Source organism: Burkholderia pulmonis, assembly GCF_984667975.1.
Map to the genome: position 1 here is coordinate 342,536 of NZ_OZ480188.1, position 19,191 is coordinate 361,726.

Annotated in this window: 16 protein-coding genes; 12 read left to right on the forward strand and 4 right to left on the reverse strand. The window is 64.5% G+C overall.

Annotated elements, in window-relative coordinates:
* The first annotated feature begins 19 nt into the window (after positions 1–19).
* Positions 20–415 (forward strand): outer membrane protein assembly factor BamE, encoded by a 396-nt coding sequence (locus AC5LXK_RS33365; RefSeq protein WP_493394883.1) that lies wholly within the window; start codon positions 20–22, stop codon positions 413–415.
* Between the two features lie 101 nt (positions 416–516).
* Here AC5LXK_RS33365 and AC5LXK_RS33370 read toward each other — a convergent pair whose 3' ends face one another.
* Complete coding sequence (locus tag AC5LXK_RS33370; protein WP_493394884.1) at positions 517–705, reverse strand: hypothetical protein; 189 nt, start codon at positions 703–705, stop codon at positions 517–519.
* A 174-nt stretch (positions 706–879) separates the two neighbouring features.
* Here AC5LXK_RS33370 and AC5LXK_RS33375 point away from each other — a divergent pair, with 174 nt between their 5' ends.
* The 5 genes from AC5LXK_RS33375 (at position 880) to cuyB (ending at position 5,855) form a co-directional block, all read left to right on the forward strand.
* Positions 880–1,095, forward strand: a complete 216-nt coding sequence (locus AC5LXK_RS33375; RefSeq protein ID WP_493394885.1) for a DUF3820 family protein — start codon at positions 880–882, stop codon at positions 1,093–1,095.
* A 131-nt stretch (positions 1,096–1,226) separates the two neighbouring features.
* On the forward strand, positions 1,227–1,736 hold the full coding sequence (locus AC5LXK_RS33380; protein WP_493395087.1) for a DUF1269 domain-containing protein: 510 nt from the start codon (positions 1,227–1,229) through the stop codon (positions 1,734–1,736).
* Positions 1,737–2,024: 288 nt separating this feature from the next.
* The gene (locus AC5LXK_RS33385; protein WP_493394886.1) at positions 2,025–2,939 is read left to right on the forward strand and encodes a LysR substrate-binding domain-containing protein; all 915 of its coding nucleotides are present in this window, start codon (positions 2,025–2,027) and stop codon (positions 2,937–2,939) included.
* Between the two features lie 184 nt (positions 2,940–3,123).
* Positions 3,124–4,398 carry a dicarboxylate/amino acid:cation symporter gene (locus tag AC5LXK_RS33390; RefSeq protein ID WP_493394887.1) on the forward strand — a complete coding sequence of 425 codons (1,275 nt, stop codon included), beginning with the start codon at positions 3,124–3,126 and terminating at the stop codon, positions 4,396–4,398.
* Positions 4,395–5,855, forward strand: coding sequence for a cysteate racemase (gene cuyB / locus AC5LXK_RS33395; RefSeq protein ID WP_493394888.1), 1,461 nt, complete (start codon positions 4,395–4,397; stop codon positions 5,853–5,855). Before AC5LXK_RS33390 ends, cuyB begins: the two co-directional genes overlap by 4 nt.
* A gap of 72 nt (positions 5,856–5,927) precedes the next feature.
* On the opposite strand, the gene AC5LXK_RS33400 is transcribed toward cuyB, so the two are convergent.
* Both AC5LXK_RS33400 and AC5LXK_RS33405 read right to left on the reverse strand, forming a co-directional pair.
* Positions 5,928–6,398, reverse strand: a complete 471-nt coding sequence (locus tag AC5LXK_RS33400) for a MaoC family dehydratase (protein ID WP_493394889.1) — start codon at positions 6,396–6,398, stop codon at positions 5,928–5,930.
* Positions 6,399–6,453: 55 nt separating this feature from the next.
* Positions 6,454–7,458, reverse strand: coding sequence for a carboxymuconolactone decarboxylase family protein (locus tag AC5LXK_RS33405; RefSeq protein WP_493394890.1), 1,005 nt, complete (start codon positions 7,456–7,458; stop codon positions 6,454–6,456).
* Positions 7,459–7,796: 338 nt separating this feature from the next.
* Between AC5LXK_RS33405 and AC5LXK_RS33410 the strand changes: the two genes are divergently transcribed.
* From AC5LXK_RS33410 to AC5LXK_RS33430, 5 genes are all read left to right on the forward strand, one after another.
* The gene (locus AC5LXK_RS33410) at positions 7,797–8,555 is read left to right on the forward strand and encodes an SDR family NAD(P)-dependent oxidoreductase (RefSeq protein WP_493394891.1); all 759 of its coding nucleotides are present in this window, start codon (positions 7,797–7,799) and stop codon (positions 8,553–8,555) included.
* 74 nt (positions 8,556–8,629) lie between these two features.
* Entirely contained in the window at positions 8,630–9,907 is a 1,278-nt protein-coding gene (ccrA, locus tag AC5LXK_RS33415; protein ID WP_493394892.1) for a crotonyl-CoA carboxylase/reductase, read from the forward strand.
* A gap of 32 nt (positions 9,908–9,939) precedes the next feature.
* Positions 9,940–13,803, forward strand: coding sequence for a type I polyketide synthase (locus AC5LXK_RS33420; RefSeq protein WP_493394893.1), 3,864 nt, complete (start codon positions 9,940–9,942; stop codon positions 13,801–13,803).
* Between the two features lie 80 nt (positions 13,804–13,883).
* Positions 13,884–14,213, forward strand: coding sequence for an acyl carrier protein (locus tag AC5LXK_RS33425; RefSeq protein ID WP_493394894.1), 330 nt, complete (start codon positions 13,884–13,886; stop codon positions 14,211–14,213).
* A 67-nt stretch (positions 14,214–14,280) separates the two neighbouring features.
* Entirely contained in the window at positions 14,281–15,273 is a 993-nt protein-coding gene (locus tag AC5LXK_RS33430) for a beta-ketoacyl-ACP synthase III (RefSeq protein WP_493394895.1), read from the forward strand.
* A gap of 303 nt (positions 15,274–15,576) precedes the next feature.
* On the opposite strand, the gene AC5LXK_RS33435 is transcribed toward AC5LXK_RS33430, so the two are convergent.
* Entirely contained in the window at positions 15,577–16,380 is an 804-nt protein-coding gene (locus tag AC5LXK_RS33435) for an EAL domain-containing protein (protein ID WP_493394896.1), read from the reverse strand.
* 688 nt (positions 16,381–17,068) lie between these two features.
* Here AC5LXK_RS33435 and AC5LXK_RS33440 point away from each other — a divergent pair.
* Positions 17,069–19,111: a sensor histidine kinase gene (locus tag AC5LXK_RS33440; protein ID WP_493394897.1), complete on the forward strand. Its 2,043-nt coding sequence runs from the start codon at positions 17,069–17,071 to the stop codon at positions 19,109–19,111.
* The last annotated feature ends 80 nt before the right edge of the window (positions 19,112–19,191 follow it).

Sequence of the window (19,191 nt, forward strand, 5' to 3'; positions counted from 1 at the left end):
CATACAGACAATGGCAAACATGAACGCAAATCTTGCAAAGTTCGCGGCCGCGGCGCTGGTCGTCGCCGCCGGCCTGACCGGATGCGCCACGCAGCAGGGCGATCCGCCGTTCCCGCCGCCCGATACGGCCACGCTGCCCGAAGGCACGTATCCGAATCTCGCGAATCTGGCCCAGGTGCAGCCGGGCGTGACGAAGAACCAGCTGTACGAGCTGCTCGGGGCCCCGCATTTTCACGAGTGGATCTTCCACGTGCGGACGTGGAACTACCTGTTCCTGTTCCGCGACGCCGGAAAGGTCGCGACCTGCCAGTACCAGGTGCAGTTCGATTCGGACAATCGCGTCGTGAAGACGCGGTGGGACAAGCCTGCGTGCGAGGCGTTCGGCGGGAAGCGGGCGGCGGGCAACGACGGCTGACGCTGCATGACCGGCCTTCGGGCCGGGTTGCGGGTGCCGATGGCGTGGGTCCATCGGCGCCCGCGGTCGGCCTGAAGTCGGCCGGAAGGCACCATGCCGTGTCAGTGCCTGATCATGCAGACGGCGACGATTTCGTATCCGGGATCGGCATGCGTGTGCGCCGCTTGTTCCGCTTCCTCATACGATCGGAACGACGTGGCGTCTTCCACCGCCGGTGCCATGCCGATGTCGCCGTCCTCGGCGGTGCAGAGGAACTGCTCGCCGGTTTTCACGACGTAGATGGACATCATGATTCCCTCCAGGGTGTGCAGGGGGAAGTTTCAGTCTAGCAGGCCGGAAGGGGGCCGGACGGTCCACTGTGCCTGTTCCGCGAGATAGCCGCCGGCGGCCGTTTTGCCGCGATTGCCGGTGCGTCGTTCCCGGCGGGTATGCGCCGGCCGCAGAAAGCCGTGCACAATATCCGCATGCGATCCCCAGACCTCGAATGCCTTGTCACCGTCACCATGCCCTTCGGAAAATACAAGGGCCGGCTCATTGCCGACCTGCCCGGCAACTACCTCAACTGGCTGGCCCGCGAAGGGTTCCCGCGCGGCGAAATCGGCCGACAACTCGCGCTGATGCACGAAATCGATCACAACGGGCTGCGCGGCTTGCTGGATCCGCTCCGCAAGCGCGGATAGCACCTGCCGGCTGCCAGGGATGCCACGCGTCGGGTATGCGACGACGCGATTACCGCATCGCCGATGCTGGCATAAAATGGAAAGCAGTCCCCTCCCGGGGGCGCATTGCTGGCAAAAAAAGGGGTGCCGACATGAGACGCCTTTATTTCCTCGTACCTGATACGCAGATGGCGAAGGCGATCGTCGACGACCTGCTGCGTGCGCGCATCATCTGGCGCCATATCCACGTTCTCGCCGATCACAGCGTCACACTCGATCAGTTACCCGAAGCGTCCTTGCTGCAAAGCAGCGATGTCGTGCACGCGCTCGAGCGTGGCGTCGCACTTGGTGGCGCGACGGGCGCGCTGATCGGTCTCGTCGCGCTCGTGTTCCCGCCTGCGGAGCTCGTGATTGCGGGCGGCGCCGTCGTTGCGCTGACGTTGGCGGGAGCCGGCTTCGGCGCATGGACGGCCGGGATGATCGGCATCGCCGAGCCGAACGCGCGGCTCGAGCGCTTTCGCGACGCGATACGGGACGGCCAGATCCTGATCATGGCCGACGTGCCGGCATTGCGAGAGCAGGAAATCGAGCAGATGGTCGCCCAGCATTTTCCGATGGCGGATATGGAAGGCGGCGAGCCGACGACACCGATCTTTCCCTGACACCCGAACGACGGCCTGTACGACGTCCGGGTTCGGCGACGAGTATTGCCGAGCCTGCCGTCGCGTTGTCCGGCGACGGGCGACATGCGGTGGCCGCTCGATGAGGCCGCCCGTGGCGTCGCGGTGCGGTGAGCGCCGGCACGGGCCGTGGGTCAGGTTCGGCGCCCGAGCCGGGGCCCCGGGCCGTTTGACGAATCGCGCGCGGCGCTCGTAAGCTTTTGCCTCCCGGACCCGTGCCGTGCTTCGGTCGATCATCGGTCGATTCGGTCGTGGGCCGCCAAGGCAGACATGGAAATCAAATGGATCGAGGATTTCCTCGCCCTCGCTCAGTATCAAAGCTTCTCCCGGGCAGCGGAGTTCCGCAACGTCACGCAATCGGGCTTCAGCCGCCGCATTCAGTCGCTCGAACAGTGGATCGGCGCCGAACTGATCGACCGCAGCAGTTTCCCGCCGGTGCTGACACCGGCCGGACGCCTGTTTCGCGAGACGGCCGAAGACGTGCTCAGCCGCCTGTTCGACACGCGTGCGATCATCCGCACCGAGCAGCGGATCGCCGGCAAGAGCCTGCAGATTGCCGCCGGCCACACGATCGCACTGAGTTTCCTGCCGGCGTGGCTCAAGGCGCTTGCGCCGCATTTCGGCGAGGTGCGGGCGCGGGTCATTCCGACCAATGTCCACGACTCGATCCTGATGCTCGTCAACGGCAACTGCGAGCTGATGTTTGCGTATCACCATCCGGAGCTGCCGCTTCATCTCGATCCGGCGAAGTACGCGCACCTGACCGTCGGCCTCGACACGTTGATGCCGGCATGCAGGCCGAACCGTCGCTCGGCGCCGGCCTTTCGACTTCACGGAACCAAGCAGCACCCGCTGCCGCTGATTTCGTATACGGAAACCAGCTACTTTGGGCGGTGCCTCGCGCTGCTGCTCGGGCGTGCACCGGATGCGCCGGCATTGCAGCTGCACTACGAGTCCGACATGGCCGAAGTGCTGAAGAAACTCGTGATGGAAGGCGAGGGCGTCGCGTGGCTGCCGAGGAGTGCGATCGCCGCCGAACTCGCGGCCGGCGAACTCGTGCCGGCCGGCCCGGCGGCGTGGAATCTGGAAGTCGAGCTACGCGTGTACCGCGACGTGTCCAACCGCAGCGACTTCCTTGACACGCTCTGGCAGCACCTGCGCGCAGCGCCTTCCCGGCTCGGCTGAATCAGGGTTTTCCCGCGTTATGCGAGGCTCGCATACCGCCATGTTGCACCGGCATCACGCTCTTTTCGACCGTCCCTACCATTCGTTCCAACGGCAAATGCGACGCATGACAGGCGTCGCGCGGCCTTTTTCGCCGCGCTCGTCCGCCTTCCGGCGGCCGGATGCCACCCACGGACGAATGGACATGAAAAATCGCCTTACCCTGAGCATCGCAGTCGGCATGATCGTCGGTGTCGTCGCCGGCTACGCGTGTCACTCGAATATCGCGGATCCGGCCATGCTCAAAACGGTCGCCGGTTATTTCTCGATCGTCACCGACATCTTCCTGCGGCTGATCAAGATGATCATCGCGCCGCTCGTATTCGTGACGCTCGTGTCGGGCCTCGCGGGCATGGACAGCGGCGAGGACGTCGGGCGCATCGGCCTGCGCTCGATCGGATGGTTCATCTGTGCGTCGCTGATTTCGTTGAGCCTCGGCCTCGCGATGGCCAATGCGCTGCAACCGGGCGCCGGCCTGAACCTCACGCAGACCGCCAGCGAGGTCGACACCGGGCTGAACACCGCCGCACTGAACGCGCGGGACGTGATCACGCACGCGTTCCCGACCAGCCTGCTCGACGCGATGGCGCGCAACGACATCCTGCAGATCCTGGTGTTCTCGGTGTTTCTCGGGATCGCGCTGAGCGCGCTGAAGCACGACAAGCGGGTGGGCGTCGTGATCCAGTCGATCGACGGGATGGTGCCGGTGATGCTGCGCCTGACGAACTACGTGATGCGCGCGGCGCCGTTCGGCGTGTTTGGTGCGATCGCGTCGTCGGTCACCTTGCGCGGGCTCGACGTCATCTACACGTACGGGAAGCTGATCGGCGCGTTCTATCTCGGCCTGCTCGTCCTCTGGATGATCCTGATCGGCGCCGGCTACGCGTTTCTCGGGCGTCGCGTCGGGAGCCTGCTGAAGGCCGTGCGCGAACCCGCGCTGATCGCCTTCTCGACCGCGAGCAGCGAGGCCGCGTATCCGCGCCTGACCGAGCAGCTCGAGCGGTTCGGCGTCGACAAGAAGGTGGTGGGCTTCACGTTGCCGCTGGGGTACGCGTTCAACCTCGACGGCTCGATGATGTATCAGGCGTTTGCCGCCATCTTCATCGCGCAGGCGTTCGGCGTGCACATGCCGTTGTCGGAGCAGGTGTTCATGCTGCTGGTGCTGATGTTGAGCAGCAAGGGCATGGCAAGCGTGCCGCGCGGCTCGGTGGTCGTGGTCGCGGCGGTCGCGCCGATGTTTCATTTGCCGGCGGCCGGCGTCGCGATGGTTCTCGCGATCGACCAGATCCTCGACATGGGTCGCACGATGACGAACGTGATCGGCAACAGCGTGGCGACGGCGGTGATCGCGAAGTGGGAGAGCCGGCGCGCCGCGAAGTCGCAAGATGCCGTGTTCGACCGTCCGGAGCTGAACGCATGACGCGCACGGATAGCGTGAACGCCCGGCGGAAATTCGGCGTGGTCGGCGGGCTCGGGCCGCTGGGCAGTGCCGACGTGTTCTTCAAGATGGTGAAGGCGACGCCTGCCGCGTCGGACGAAGAACATGCCGAACTGATCTTCGAGCAATACCCGTTCAAGGGCTCCGGGTCGGGAAGCGCGGCGACCGTCGAACGCAAGCTGTATGTGTTCGACATGATCCGGGCCTTCGAAAAGCGCGGCGTGACGACGGTCGTGCTGCCGTGTTTCCTGAGTCACACGTTCATCGACGAACTGAAGGCGAACACGCGCCTGCCGATCGTCGATATCGTCGAAGCCGTGCGCTGCCACGTGCAGCGCCAGTATCCCGACGCGACGCGCATTGGCGTGCTGGCTTCCGACTACGTGCGGGACAAACGGCTCTTCGATACGTATTTCCCGTCGCCGCAATTCGAAATCGTCTATCCGCGATCGGACGATGGCGTCGATCTCGTGACAGAGGCCATCTACGGCGCCGACGGCATCAAGCGCGGCAATCTGCGCGGCCGTCCGGTCGAGTTGTTGCGCCGCGCGTGCGACGACCTGATCGACCGGGGCGCGCAGGTGATCGTCCCTGGCCTGACCGAGATCGCGCTGGTCGCCGATGAAATCGGTCCGCGACGCGTGCCGCTCGTGGATTCGAACCGGGCCTATGCGCAGTACGCGATGACGGGGCAGCCCGGCTCGCGGGTGGCGACGTTCAAGATCGGCGTGGTCGGCGGCGTCGGCCCGGCCGCGACGGTCGATTTTCTGGACAAGATCGTGCGCAACACGCCCGCGTCGCGCGATCAGGAACATGTCAAGCTGCTGGTCGAACAGAATCCGCAGATTCCCGATCGCACCGAGAACCTCGTGCGCGGCGGGGCGGACCCGACGATCTCGCTGTATGCGACGTGCAAGCAGCTCGAGGAAGGCGGTGCGGACGTCATCGCGATTCCGTGCAATACCGCGCACGCGTTCGTCGAGCGCATTCAGCCGTATCTCGGCATTCCGATCGTCAACATGTTGACCGTGACGGTCGCTCATTTGCGCGATCGCTGGCCGACGCTGCGCGAGGTCGGCGTGCTGGCGACGTCCGGCACGATCGAAAGCGGGGTCTACAAAAAGGCGCTCGAAGCGCAAGGACTTCGGCAAGTGGCGCCGCCACCGGCGTTGCAGGCACGCGTGATGGAGGCGATTTACGGCAAGCACGGCGTGAAGGCCGGTTTCACGACCGGACAGTGCAGGGAGGATATCGGCGCCGCGGTCGACGCGCTGATCGCCGACGGCGTGAGCGTCATCGTGCTCGGCTGTACCGAACTGCCGATCCTGCTTCCCGGCGGGGAATACGTTGCGCGAAACGGCGGGCGGGCGACGCTGGTCGACCCGACCGACGTGCTTGCCCGCACCTGCATTGCCGGTGCGACGGCGGCCGGCGGCTGATTCGGCTCCGCCCGGGGCCGCGCCGCCTCATTCGCGCGAACGGTCATCCGCTACGCCGGACCCGCGCAATCGTCAGGCTTCCTGATTTTGTGCGATCGACGCCTCTCTCGACCGCGCTGCCGCGTTGGTGGGCATGACCACCGCCGTGCCCTCCACGACCACGAGCCCGTTCACCTGGCAGCAGGTTTCCAGTACGACCCGACGCCGGCTCGCGAGTATTTCCTTGACTGTCACGGTCGCGCAAACCGTTTCGCCGAGCTTGACCGGGCGGCGGAACTGCAGGTCCTGCGACAGGTAGATCGAGCCGGGCCCCGGCAGATGCGTTGCGATCGCCGCCGAGATCACCGACGCGGACAACATGCCGTGCGCGATGCGTCCGCCGAAGCGCGTTTGCCGCGCATAGGTTTCGTCCAGGTGCACGGGATTCCGGTCGCCGGACGCGCTCGCAAACAGGAGCACGTCGTGCTCGGACAGGGTTTTCGAGAAGCATGCGTTCATGCCGGGCATCAGGTCCTCGAGGTCGTATCCGCCTTCGTCGTTCATCGTTTGCTCCTGTGTCGTTCGTGCAGCATGGTGTGAGTGAAGCGTGCGACCGCCGTCATCCCGATACCTCCACGTCGTCGTGCTCGCGCGCCGCATGCGGGTCTGCCGAGGCAAACGATCGGCTTGCCACCGCCAGCGCCCATTGCACGGCGAGCACGCCGGCATGAGGCAGTGCGCCGACGATGGTGTCGACGATCTCGTGTTGCGACGCGCCCGACAAGCGCGCGTCGACGATATGCGCGGCGAGCGCGTCGGCATCTGCATTTCGGGCAAGGCAGGTCAGGCACGCGATCGCCGTCAGGTGCCGCGCCTTCGCGTGTTCGACCGTCTCAACGCGTGACGCGGCGTCGGCCATCCGGTCGAGACAACCCACGATCGCCGCCGACATGCCGTGCCGGCCGGCTGACGATTCCGCCATGCACAGATCGCGTTCCAGTGCATTCCGTCCGGTCAATGCGTCCGCTGGTCCCGTTGTTGCGCCGCCGTGCGTCGCGTCGAATGCGTCGAACACGTCGAGCGCGATGCGCGACACGGGCAGGATGAGCGGCCAGCCGATATAGCCGGTGAGTTGAATCAGCACCTCGGTCAGTTCGCTGCGCGTCCAGCCGGCATGCAGACAGGCGTTCAGGTGGGCCAGAACCTCGTCGTGACGATTTTCGCGAGCGATGACGATGGCGAGCGTGGCGAGCCGGCGCGCCTTCGGTGTCAGCGCGCCGAATGGCGGTTGCCGGCGCTCGAGCATGTGTGCGGTTGCCGATTCGTATTGTCCGAGGCGCTCGACGTCGCGACCGATATCGATGTCACGCTCGCGTAACAACGCCAGGAGCTGGCGGATGCCGGCCGTGGCCACCGGCACGCCTGCGTAGTAGAGCGTTTCGAAGACCGTTTCGAGCACCGCTTGCGGTGCCCAGCCGGTATTCAGCATGCCGCCCGCATGGTATTTCAGCGCGGAATCGGCATTGCCGGTCGTGGCGAGAACCGCGACCGTCACGAGTTCCCGGTATTTCAGCGAGAGATTGGGCCGGGCGATGATGTCGGCATAAGCGCCCTCGACGAGCAAGCGCTTGAAATCGGGGTCGAGGCGATCGAGCGCCGCACTGAGGTTGATGAACCCTTCATCGCCGATCGCATGGATGACGGACATGCCGAGTTCATGCCGGGTGATCGTATTCGCACGCATGGTGAGCCGATGGATTGAACGCGGAATGGAGTGACGTGAGCGATGATATGCGCCCGGCCGAAAATCAAATTTGAACTTTTTTCACTTTTCATCGGCGCGCGCTTTTCGCCGTCTAGAATCCTCTCCGTTGCAAGCCGGTATTTCATTTTTCATTTGAAAAATTGAATTGCCGGACAGCGGCAACGATGCATGCATCTCAGTGCAACCGGGAGAGCACAGTGCAAAAGCTTCATGAAAAGGTTGCCCTCGTGACCGGGGGAAGTTCCGGAATCGGACGGACTACGGCATTGCTGTTTGCCGGCGAAGGTGCGCGGGTGGTCATCGCATCGCGCCGTATCGACGAAGGCATGGCGGTGGTCGAGGAAATCCGCAAGACGGGCGGCGCAGCGCTGTTCGTGAGGACCGACGTGTCCAGCGCCGAAGACTGTGCCCGCATGGTCGAGGAGACCCTGCGCGAATTCGGCAGGCTCGATGTCGCCTTCAATAACGCCGGCGTGGAGGTATTCGGCAAAGCCGTAGCCGATACCGATGTGGAGAGCTGGGACTATGTCGTCGATATCAATCTGAAGGGAATGTTCCTTTCGATGAAGTACGAAATTCCGGCAATGTTGAAAACGGGCGGCGGTTCCATCGTCAATATGTCGTCCACTTACGGCCTCGTGGCATCGGCATTCGGCGGCTGCGCGTATCACGCGTCGAAGGCGGGCATCATCGGGCTGACGAAAGCGGCTGCGCTCGAATATGCGAAGCAGAATATCCGCGTCAATGCGATTTGCCCCGCGTTCGTTGCAACCGCGATGGTGGAAAAGTTTCTCGACGAGACCCACATGACCGATCAGATCAAGAATTTTCATCCGATCGGCCGCTTGGGTACCGAAAAGGAAATTGCGGAGGCCGTCACGTTCCTTGCGTGCGACGCGTCCTCTTTCATGACCGGCACCGCGTTGTCGGTGGACGGCGGTATGGCCGCGGCGTAGTGCGCATGACGTCGTCACGGGCGTCCTAGCGCGAGTGCATTGCTTATCGAATCAACTCTTTCAGGAATATTGATATGGATACCAAAGTACTGGATTTCGTTGTCGAGACAAGAAGCAGCCAGCCGGAGTTGTTCGAGATCGGCGAGTCGATTCCGTTGGGTGTCGTGCCGAAGAGAATGCACGCGTGGACGATTCGCCGCGAGAACCATGGGGAGCCGCAGCGGGCTTTCACAAACGAAATCGTCGACGTGCCGTCGCTCGGCGCCGACGACGTTCTGGTTCTCGTGATGGCGGCCGGCGTCAACTACAACGGCGTGTGGGCCGCCCTCGGTCAGCCGTTCTCGGTGCTGGACCTGCATGACGATCCTTATCACATCACGGGCTCGGACGCCGCCGGCATCGTATGGGCCGTCGGGTCGAACGTGAAGAAGTGGAGAGTCGGCGACGAAGTGGTCGCCCATTGTTCGCAGGTCGACGGCGACGACGAGGAATGCAACGGCGGCGATCCGATGTTGTCGCCGTCGCAACGGATCTGGGGTTACGAAACGTCTCATGGTTCGTTCGCGCAGTTCGCGCGCGTCCAGTCGACACAACTGATGCCGCGCCCGAAGCATCTCACATGGGCTGCCAGCGCCTGCTATACGCTCACGCTCGCGACCGCCTATCGCATGCTGTTCGGCCACAAGCCGCACGTGCTTTCGGCGGGGCAGTCGGTACTCGTGTGGGGGGCGGCGGGCGGGCTGGGAACGATGGCGATCCAGCTGGCGGCGCTGGTGGGTGCGCGCCCCGTCGCCGTGGTCTCCGACGATTCGAAGATCGAGTTCGTCAAGCGTCTCGGCGCGGTGGGCGTGATCAATCGTTCGAATTTTTCGTGCTGGGGCGCGCCGCCTCCGGTCGATGCGCAGACCGAGTACGCGGCCTACGTCGACGCGGTCAAGAAATTCGGGAAAGCGATCTGGGACGCACTGGGCGAGAAGCGCGACGTCGACATGGTGTTCGAACATCCGGGCCGGAATACGTTCGCACCGTCCTGCTATGTCGTGAAGCGCGGAGGCATGGTGGTTTTCTGCGCGGCGACGAGCGGCTACGACCTGACCTGTGATGCGCGCTACGTGTGGATGCGACAGAAGCGCATTCAGGGCAGTCACTTCGCGAGCCTCAAGGAAGCCGCGCAGGCGAACCGGCTCGTGATGAGCGGCAAGATCGATCCGTGCCTGTCGGAAGTGTTTCCGTGGAGCCGCTTGCCGGAGGCGCACGCGAAGATTCGCGCGAACCGGCACCTGCCGGGCAACATGGCCGTGCTCGTCCAGGCGAGCAGCAGCGACGATCTCGCCGCGGCAACCCGCCACTAGGCCCGATGAACGCCTCCTGCCGAGAAAATGCGATGGACCAATCGAACCCAACTCCGCAACACGTCGCCGTCATCGGCATGTCATGCCGTTTCCCCGGCGGCGCATCCTGTGCATCGAGCTATTGGGCACTGCTGAATTCCGGGCGGACGGCCATCCGCGAAACGCCGCGGGAACGCTTCGATATCGACGCGTTTTATTCGCCGGATACGAACGAACCCGGAACCACGTATTCACGCGTGGCCGGCTACGTCGACGATCCGTTCCGCTTCGATCGCAAGCTGTTCCGGACTTCGGCGGCCGAGGCCATCGAGATGGATCCGCAGCAACGCTGGATGCTCGAGCTGGCCTGGGGAGCGCTCGAGAACGCAGGCGTCGCACCCGGCGGGCTGCGCGGCACGAATGTCGGGGTGTTCATGACGATCGGCGAGGCGGACTATGGCCGGCGCACGGTCTGGTCTGGCGACCCCGCCCGCATCACCACCTATTCGAAGCTCGGCAACCTGCGCGCGATGGCGCCCGGGCGAGTCGCGCACATCCTGGGATTGAACGGACCCGCGATCTTCGTCGATACGACCTGTTCATCTTCGCTGGTCGCGATCCATCTCGCCGCGCAGAGCCTGAAGGCCGGCGAGTGCGACGTGGCGATCGCGGGCGGGGTGAACCTGATCCTGGGGCCGGAGGAAACGATCGGCATTGCGCGGCTCCAGGCGATGTCCCCGTCCGGCCGGTGTCGGCCCTTCGACGCGAACGCCGACGGCTACATTCGCGGCGAAGGCGGCGGCGTGATCGTGATGAAGCGGCTTGCCGACGCGCGATCGCACGGCGACCGTGTCGATGCGGTGCTGACCGGTTCGGCCGTGAACAGCGATGGCGCGAGCAACGGCCTGACCGCGCCCAACGGTGCGGCTCAGGAAGCCGTCATTCGCCGGGCGATGGCGTGCGCGCAGGTTCGTCCGGAAGCGGTCGCATACGTGGAGGCGCATGGGACGGGTACGGCGCTCGGCGATCCGATCGAGCTTTCCGCGTTGCGTAACGTCTATGCCCGTGCCGCCGCGCGCGACAAGCCGATCCTCGTCGGCTCGGTGAAGTCGCAACTGGGGCATCTGGAGGGAGCGGCGGGCATGGCCGGTTTCATCAAGGCGATGCTGATCCTGCGACACCGCCATGTACCCGCGCAGGTGAACTTCGAGACGCCGAACCCGCGTTTTCACTGGGAAGGTTCGCAGCTCGAGATTCCGCGCGAGGGAACGCCGCTCGCCGACGGCGATACGGTCGTCGGCGTGAGTGGTTTCGGCATCACCGGGACCAATGTCCACCTGATTCTGGCCGCGCCGGAGCCCGGCGCGGACACCGGCGCGCCGATGGCCCGCGAACGCGTGCTGACGCTGTCCGGGCGTTCGCCCGAAGCACGCCGGCGTGTCGCGTCGGCATGGCGGGCCTGGCTCGCGGACACGTCCGTACCGCTGCGCGATGCGTGTCACACGTCGAACGTACGGCGCGATCATTTCGACCATCGCGTCGCGCTGGTCGGCACGACGAAAGCGGACTTTGTTGCCGCGCTCGACGATTTTCTCGCGGAGAGTCCGTCCGGGAGATGGCACGCGGGCGAACGGCCGCGCAAGCCCCGCCTCGCGTTTCTCGTGCCAGGCCAAGGGGCCTGGCAGCCGGGCGTCGGCGGGAACCTCTACAACGGCAACGGCCTGTTCCGCAAACATGCGGACGTATGCCTGCGCGCGCTCGACGGCGAGACGGCGCGCGACGTGCTCGATGCGATGCTCGGCCGCAGCGGGCAACCGGTGCACCATCATCCGGGGCAACTTGCCCATTTCGTCGTGTGCTACGCGCTGGCGCGGACCTGGATGGAGCTGGGCGTACAGCCCGACCTGCTGATCGGGCATTCGCTCGGCGAGCACGTGGCCGCGGTGATCGGCGGCGTGATGTCGCTCGGCGACGGTCTCAAGGCAGTGGAAGCGCGCGGTTGCCTGTTTGATACCGAGACGCCGCGCGGCGCGATGCTCGCGGTCGCCGCCAGCGTCGACGAACTCGAGGGGCGGTTCGCGTTCGGCACGGATCTGTTCGTCGCCGGCATCAACGGGCCGGGGCAGACCGTCGTGAGCGGCACGCCGGAAGCGGTCGCACGGGTGCATGACGCGATGGTGACCGCGGGCAAACGGGTGTCGCTGCTCAAGACCTACGATACGCCGGGCCATTCGCCGATGTTGCGTTCGATGCGCGAAGCGTTCCGGCGGGCGCTCGAACCGCTGACGTTTGCGCCGCCGTCGATTCCGATCGTCTCGACGCTCACGGGCGACATTGCGACCGACGCGATCGCCGGCGTCGAGCACTGGCTCGATCTCGTCGAGCAGCCGGTGCGTTTTCACGACGCGCTGCTGGCCGCGTCGGACGGCAAGACGATCTTCGTCGAAGTGGGGCCCGGCGCGGCGCTTGCCAAGCTCGCACGCGCCGCGGCGGGGGGCGACTGGCAATGTGCGATCGCGTCGCTCGCGGACGGTCCGGAGGGCGACGAAGAAACCGAGGCGACCGGCTTCGCCCATGGCTGCGCCCGTCTTTACAGCGAAGGGCAGAAGATCGCGTGGAACAAGCTGTACGGCAATGCACCGCGACCGGCCGAAGCGCCGGGTTACGCCTTCGATACGGAGCGCTTCGAGCTGCCGTTCCCGGACCTTGCCGAGGCCGGGCGCGGTGCGGTGCGGCAGCGAAGCGGCCACGCGTCGAACGCGGAGGCCCGGTTGCCGGGGCCGGGCGCGGCGGATCGCGTCGAGGCCGCACCGGCGGATGCCGCGCAGACGCTCGCGATGTTGCGCGAGATTGCGGCGACGGTCGCACCGGATACCGTCGTGATCGACGACGGACTTCCGCTCGTCAGGCAGGGCTTCGACTCGCTTGCGTTGACGGAACTGCGCGTTCGCCTGCATCAGCAGCTGGGCACGATGCCGCCGATCTCCATGCTCGTGCGCGGCGCGTCGCTCCGGACGCTGGCGGCGTGGTTCGGTGCGACGAACGGTGACATGCCGGCGCGCGAAGCAGTGTCGAACGACAGGCGGAAATCCGCCGGGACGGACGATGACCGCGGGCTGGTCGTGACGCTGCGCGACGGAGCGGGGCCGCTCGTCGCACTCGTGCATCCGGTTGGCGGAAACGTGCTCTGTTACCAGGAGCTGGCCACGTCATGGCCCGGCGATCCGACGGTCGTCGCGATCCGCCATCCGTACGCGGACCAGGGGCACGCACCCGAGTATCTTTCGATCGCGCAACTGGCGTCGCGCTATCGAGCGGCCCTGCTCGCGATACACGGCAGGCAGCCCGATCTGCTCGGCGGCTGGTCGTTCGGCGGGATCGTCGCGCACGAAATGGCCGCGCAATGGGAGGCGGAGGGCATCACCGCGCCGCCGCTGATGATCGTCGACAGCCCGCTCCACGACGGCGAATTCGCCCTGCGGTTGCGCGCACTGGCCAGCGATCTCGCGTCCGGCGACGGCAGGCAGACGGTCGATCGATGGCTCGCCGATCCGCGTTTCGACGCCATGCTCGACCAGGACTTCTATCTCGCCGACGTGCGGCGCCGCGCCCACCCCGCGACGTTCGACCATATTGCGCGTCTGCACGCCGCGAGCGCGGCGGCGCTGGCGTGTCATCAACCCCAACAGGTGCAAACGCGCATCGGATACGCGCTTGCGGCACGCGACAAGCAAGGAATGTCGAGCACTCAGGTGGAGCAGCATCTGGGCCGCCTCGCGCGTGGCGGCTTGGCGGTGAGTGTGTTCGACGACGATCACAACTCCATCGTGCGTGAGCCTTCCGTGCAGCGCCTGGCTCGCTTTCTCGGTGGAGGCTGCGCCGACAGTGAACCGCGTGTGCGTGCGACGCCCGCATAGGCACTGCGTTTCCGTTTCCCGGGCGCGGCGTTGCCGCCGCGCCTTCATCGTTCTCAATCCGACTTCAAGGAATCGATACCATGAGCGATCAAATTCAAGCCGCAGCCGTCAACGGGTCGAAAGTGACTGCCGATACCATTCTTGCGTGGATTCAGGAGTGGACCGAAGCGAACAATCTTCAGGTGCCGACCGATCTCGAACAGACTTTCGCCGACGCCGGATTCGATTCGATGCATTCCGTCGAACTCGCGTTCTTCCTCGAAGAGCGGCTCGGAATCAAGATCGACGATACGGTCCTTTACGACTATCCGACCTTCAATTCGCTGGCGACGCATCTCGTCTCGCTGCAGCCGAAGGACACGAACCTGACCGAGGAGCCGGGCGAAGACGCAAACGTCGGAAGCTGGTAATACGTGTGCGCCGGTATCGAGCGTGCGGGCGGCCGGCGCCTCATCGACTTCAATCGGAGTACGAAAGATGGTGGATATCAATCGCGCGGACGCGTGGACGTCGCGCGTCGTCGGCTGCGGTTCCGCGTTGCCCGAGCAGCGCATGACGAATCATGACATCGCGCGCATGGTCGACACCACGGACGAGTGGATTACGCAGCGTACCGGCATCCGTGAGCGCAGAATTGCGGCGCACGGCGAGAACACGTCCGATCTCGCGATCGGCGCCGCCAGGGACGCACTGAATCGCGCCGGCATCGGCGCAGCCGAGGTCGATCTCATCGTGCTCGCGACCTGCACGCCCGATCGCACGATGCCCGCGACGGCCGTTCGCGTTCAGGAGGCGATCGGCATGCCGCGCGGTGCCGCGTTCGACGTGCAGGCTGTCTGTTCGGGCTTCGTCTTCGCGCTATCGGTCGCCGACAACATGATCCGTCTGGGCCAGGCCCGCACCGCGCTGGTGATCGGGGCGGAAACGATGTCGCGTATCGTGGACTGGCAGGACCGCAACAGCTGCGTGCTGTTCGGCGACGGCGCGGGCGCGCTGGTGTTGCGCGGCGAACGGCATGAAGGCGACAAGCCGCGCGGCGTCCTTTCCACGCATCTGCATTCGGACGGACGGTACTGGGACAAGATTCACACGGACGGCGGGGTGTCGTCGACGCAAAGCGCCGGCAAGATGCATCTCGAGGGCCGCGATGTATTCCTGCATGCCGTCGTCAATCTCGCCGAGGCGTCGCAGGAGGCGCTCGCGGCACACGGCCTGACCCAGGACGACCTCGACTGGATCGTCCCGCATCAGGCGAACCAGCGAATCGTGCAAACGCTCGGCGGAAAGCTGAATCTCCCGATGGAGAAGGTCGTGCTCACCGTCAGCAAGCACGGCAATACGTCGGCAGCGTCGATTCCGCTCGCGCTCTGCGAAGCCGTATCCGACGGGCGCATCAAGGAGAACGATCTCGTTCTGACGCCTGCAATGGGCTCGGGATTCACGTGGGGTTCGGCGTTGATCCGCTGGTAGTCGATGCACACCGTACCGGCGTGCGCGTCGGTACGCGTTGCGATGCGGGCGCGGATCGCGCCTGCTTCCGGTTCGCCAAACCGGCAGGATCCCGATCGGCGGAAATGCTGCGGATTTGCTCGCGAAAGTGACAAAAGTTCACTTTGCGGGCCCGGGACGCCGTTCTATGCTGGCTGCACTTCGCAAGCAGCGGCGCGAAAAAAGCAGCCCGATCGGCGCGTCAATGACACCTCGCGTTCCAAAGGCGTCGCGGCGTCCGGTACGCCGGACGACGGGCACGATCGCCTGCAGGCGTGCCGATGTCTACGCGGAATGGATCCGGCGATGGTGCTCGACAATGAAGGCGTCGGCATCGGCTTCGCGAAGCGGCTCGCCGAGGTAGAAGCCCTGGCCGTCGACGTCCGGCAGTGTGCTTGCCCATTCGAACTGTTCGGCGGTTTCGATGCCCGTCATTACAACGTGTTTGCCATGACTTTTCGCAAGCTGCACCAGGGTTTCGACAACCCGCATGGACTCGCCGTTTTGCAGAACCTCGCGAATCAGCGATCGATCGAATTTGACGATATCCACCGGCAACTGCTGCAGGAGCGTCAGCGAATTGAAGCCGGCTCCGAAGTCGTCCAGTGCGATGCGCACGCCGATCGCCTGCGCCGCATGGATGGCTTCCACCAGCCAATCGAGCCGGGCCGGGGGGACGACGTCGGTCAGTTCGATTTCGATACGGCCCGGCTCGAGCCCGAGCGACGCCAGCCGTGCGGAAAGTTGCGCGGGAAAATCCGCGTGCCCCAACTCGGACGGGGACAAATTGATCGCGAGCGACAACTCGCCGTACCCCGCTGCCTTCCACTGCGCGAGCATGCACGTCGCTTGCCGGGTGAGCAGCTCCGTGAATCCGGTCGCAAGGCATGAATCCTCGATCATGCTGATGAACGACGCGGGTTCCAGGACCCCGCGCTCCGGATGATGCCAGCGCATCAGGCATTCGAATCCCGCCAGTCGAACCCCGTGGAGCGCGAATTTGGGTTGGAGGAGGAAAAAGAACTCGTCCTGACGAAGTCCTCGCGCGGCATCGTCGAGTGGATCGGTTGACGCGAACGGCTGATTCATGAAGTGGGGTAAGCCGATTGAAATGTCGGGCGGATGTTTTCGATCGAGTCATTCTATGGAGCGAGTTGAAAATTTTCAACTTGTGAAAAACGAACAAATGTAAATTTGGTCGCCAATATGCGCATCGCGGCTCGTATTTGTATTTGAATTGATCATTCAAATATCTTTACATTGATGTTTGTGTTTGATGGGGGCGTTGATTTCTGGTGGTGGGTTGGTTTTCAGCGTTCTAATTTTGGTCATTTTCCCCGTGTTCGCACTTGTTTATGCTGAATTATCGTAATTTTATCTGGGTGGGGGTGGTGGGGTTTGGGTTTCATTAGATTGAAATCTAATTATAATTAAATATTAAATTTAATTTGAATGGTAATTGCAGTACAATTGCCTCCATTAAAGTGCGGAATTCAATGAATTGATTCTGGGTGGATGGGTGTGTCGACCGGCTCGTGCAGGATGAAAATCGATGGATAAGCCGTAATGCGAGTTCGGTTTGCATCGTTTGTCAGTGCTTTTTGAAATGGGTTCGCGGCGTTGGAGGTGGTTATTTCAAACGTCGATCAATGCGATATCGATGGGGCGTCATCTAATTGACATGTTCGGAAGATTGTTTGGGCCGGGGCGGTGCCGTTCATGTGATGAGGCAAAACGGGCGACCGGGCATGCGTCCTCGTCATGCTCGATGAAGTGGATGCGCGTGACGTCCGCGCTTGTTCTGGTCTGCGCGGTGCTGACAGCGACGCACGCGTTGCATCACATCGACCGGGCGTGGTTCGGGTTCGTGTCGCAGTCTGTCCGGCACGGAGCCATCAAGCCGCTCGCGGTGATCATGGTCGACGATCGTACGACCGGGCGCCTGGGCGACTGGCCATTCAGCTTGGAAACACGCGAGCGGATGATGGAACGGCTCGCCGGAAGCGGCGTAGCGGTCGTCAGCATCGACCTGAACGGCCTGCGAGACGTCGCACGCATTCGTGCCAGCCATTCGGCCGCCGGTGAGACGACGGGCCGCGACGCCGGCCGGACGCGGGCACAGGCGCGAGCGGCCGGCAACACCTGTGCGCGCGACGCTGCGTTTAACGGGAACGGGCCTTGCGAACTCTATTCGTACGTCAATGTGCTGGACGGCGAGGTGCCGTCGAACCGTCTGCGCGGCAGCGCGGTCCTGATTCGCGCGGCGGTCGTGGCGCCGGACACCGTGCTGCCAACCGGCGACGTCGCCGCAGCAGCCGGCGCATTCGATGCGCCGGAGCGGCCGATCGGTGTCGCTTGGGAGCTGCTCTTCAACGGGACCGCCGTTTGCCTGACGTGCCTGTTGCTCTACCGGCTCGGTCCTCGCGCAGGCCTGGCCGCATCACTCGGTGTCGCCGGTGCGATCGCGGCGATCTCGTACGTCATGTTCGTTTTCGGCGGCGACGCATTGCCGCCTGCCACCGGCATGCTGATGTGCGCGCTTGCCTGCCTGCTGTGGTTTTGGCGATGCGTCGAGGTCTTGTCGCGCTTCATCGGTCTCCTGGCGGAACGGATGGCGGCCGAACCGTCGCTGCATGCGGAGCCGGCGGAGGTCGTACCGTTCATGAGCCCGGTTCGGCGGCAACTGGACAGGACTGCGAATCTGGAGGCGCGGGTGCGCCGCTATCGCGCGCTGATCGACGCGTGGGTCGACAGTCTTCCGGAGGCAACGCTGATTGCGTCGGCTGCCGGCGTCGTCCTGCTGGCGAATCCGCGGATCGCCGCATGGTGCGCGAATCCCGACGAGCATCCGGTTTCCGGCGGGCCGCCGGTGGGGCGCCTGGTCTCGGACGTGCTGTTCCAGATCACGGCGTCGCATCGTGCGAGTGAATTCGCCGCACAGGCATTGACGTCGCTGGATCACTGGCCCGACGGCGATGCGCTGTCGGCCCAGACGAAATCCCAGCTCGATCAGGGGATCGAGATTGCCAATGCGCGGTGCGGCCGTTCGCTGCTGATCAAGTGTGCGCCGATCCGCCCGTCCGTCTACGGAGAAAATGCGCTGGTCTTTCATGTCGCCGACGTCTCGTCCGTGCGGATGGCCGAACGACAGCGCGACATGGCCTTGCGATTCCTGTCGCATGACATGCGGTCGCCGCAGGCGTCGATTCTCGCGCTCGTTGCCCAGATACAGCGGGATGCGTCGCGGTACACGCCGCAGCGTTTCGCCGAACTGGTCTCGCAGTATGCGACGCGCGCACTCAGCCTGTCCGACGATTTCCTCTTTCTTGCCAGGGCCGAGAATCTGCCGCCGAAGCTGACCGCCGTGGATCCCGCGCTGGTGCTCGGCGACGCCGTCGACGATCTGCTGCCGCAGGCGAGCGCGAAATCCACGACCGTCAACCTGATGGCGGAGCCCGGGCTCAGTACGATCGCCGATGTGCAGCTGCTGCGGCGGGCGTTCGTCAATCTGATCGGCAACGCGATCAAGTTTGGTCGGGAGGCTTCCACGGTCGACGTGGAACTGTCGGCAACGGATCGACACGTGAAGATCGCCGTGACGGATTACGGAGCCGGCATATCCGAGCGCGACCAGGAAAAGCTGTTTCGCGAATTCACGCAACTGGACGGAAAGACGACGATGTCCGGGCATGGCCTGGGCCTGGCGTTCGTCAAGACGGTCGTCGATTCGCTTGGCGGCAAACTGCAGGTCCGGTCGACGCTCGGGGAGGGGACGACCTTCCTCATGTTCCTGTCTAAGCACGATCACGATGCTGCGTGAACCGCAGGGCGGGGCTGGCGCGCTGCGCGGCAACGGCGTGCGACGATGCCGTTGCCGTTGCCGTGGGCAGCGGCGTATCG

What these genes read in the sequence shown, in the direction of transcription:
- AC5LXK_RS33365 (WP_493394883.1), top strand. Translation starts at nt 20, where the DNA reads ATGAACGCAAATCTTGCAAAGTTCGCGGCCGCGGCGCTGGTCGTCGCC.
- AC5LXK_RS33370 (WP_493394884.1), bottom strand. Translation starts at nt 705, where the DNA reads ATGATGTCCATCTACGTCGTGAAAACCGGCGAGCAGTTCCTCTGCACC.
- AC5LXK_RS33375 (WP_493394885.1), top strand. Translation starts at nt 880, where the DNA reads ATGCGATCCCCAGACCTCGAATGCCTTGTCACCGTCACCATGCCCTTC.
- AC5LXK_RS33380 (WP_493395087.1), top strand. Translation starts at nt 1,227, where the DNA reads ATGAGACGCCTTTATTTCCTCGTACCTGATACGCAGATGGCGAAGGCG.
- AC5LXK_RS33385 (WP_493394886.1), top strand. Translation starts at nt 2,025, where the DNA reads ATGGAAATCAAATGGATCGAGGATTTCCTCGCCCTCGCTCAGTATCAA.
- AC5LXK_RS33390 (WP_493394887.1), top strand. Translation starts at nt 3,124, where the DNA reads ATGAAAAATCGCCTTACCCTGAGCATCGCAGTCGGCATGATCGTCGGT.
- cuyB (WP_493394888.1), top strand. Translation starts at nt 4,395, where the DNA reads ATGACGCGCACGGATAGCGTGAACGCCCGGCGGAAATTCGGCGTGGTC.
- AC5LXK_RS33400 (WP_493394889.1), bottom strand. Translation starts at nt 6,398, where the DNA reads ATGAACGACGAAGGCGGATACGACCTCGAGGACCTGATGCCCGGCATG.
- ccrA (WP_493394892.1), top strand. Translation starts at nt 8,630, where the DNA reads ATGGATACCAAAGTACTGGATTTCGTTGTCGAGACAAGAAGCAGCCAG.
- AC5LXK_RS33420 (WP_493394893.1), top strand. Translation starts at nt 9,940, where the DNA reads ATGGACCAATCGAACCCAACTCCGCAACACGTCGCCGTCATCGGCATG.
- AC5LXK_RS33425 (WP_493394894.1), top strand. Translation starts at nt 13,884, where the DNA reads ATGAGCGATCAAATTCAAGCCGCAGCCGTCAACGGGTCGAAAGTGACT.
- AC5LXK_RS33430 (WP_493394895.1), top strand. Translation starts at nt 14,281, where the DNA reads ATGGTGGATATCAATCGCGCGGACGCGTGGACGTCGCGCGTCGTCGGC.
- AC5LXK_RS33435 (WP_493394896.1), bottom strand. Translation starts at nt 16,380, where the DNA reads ATGAATCAGCCGTTCGCGTCAACCGATCCACTCGACGATGCCGCGCGA.
- AC5LXK_RS33440 (WP_493394897.1), top strand. Translation starts at nt 17,069, where the DNA reads ATGCGCGTGACGTCCGCGCTTGTTCTGGTCTGCGCGGTGCTGACAGCG.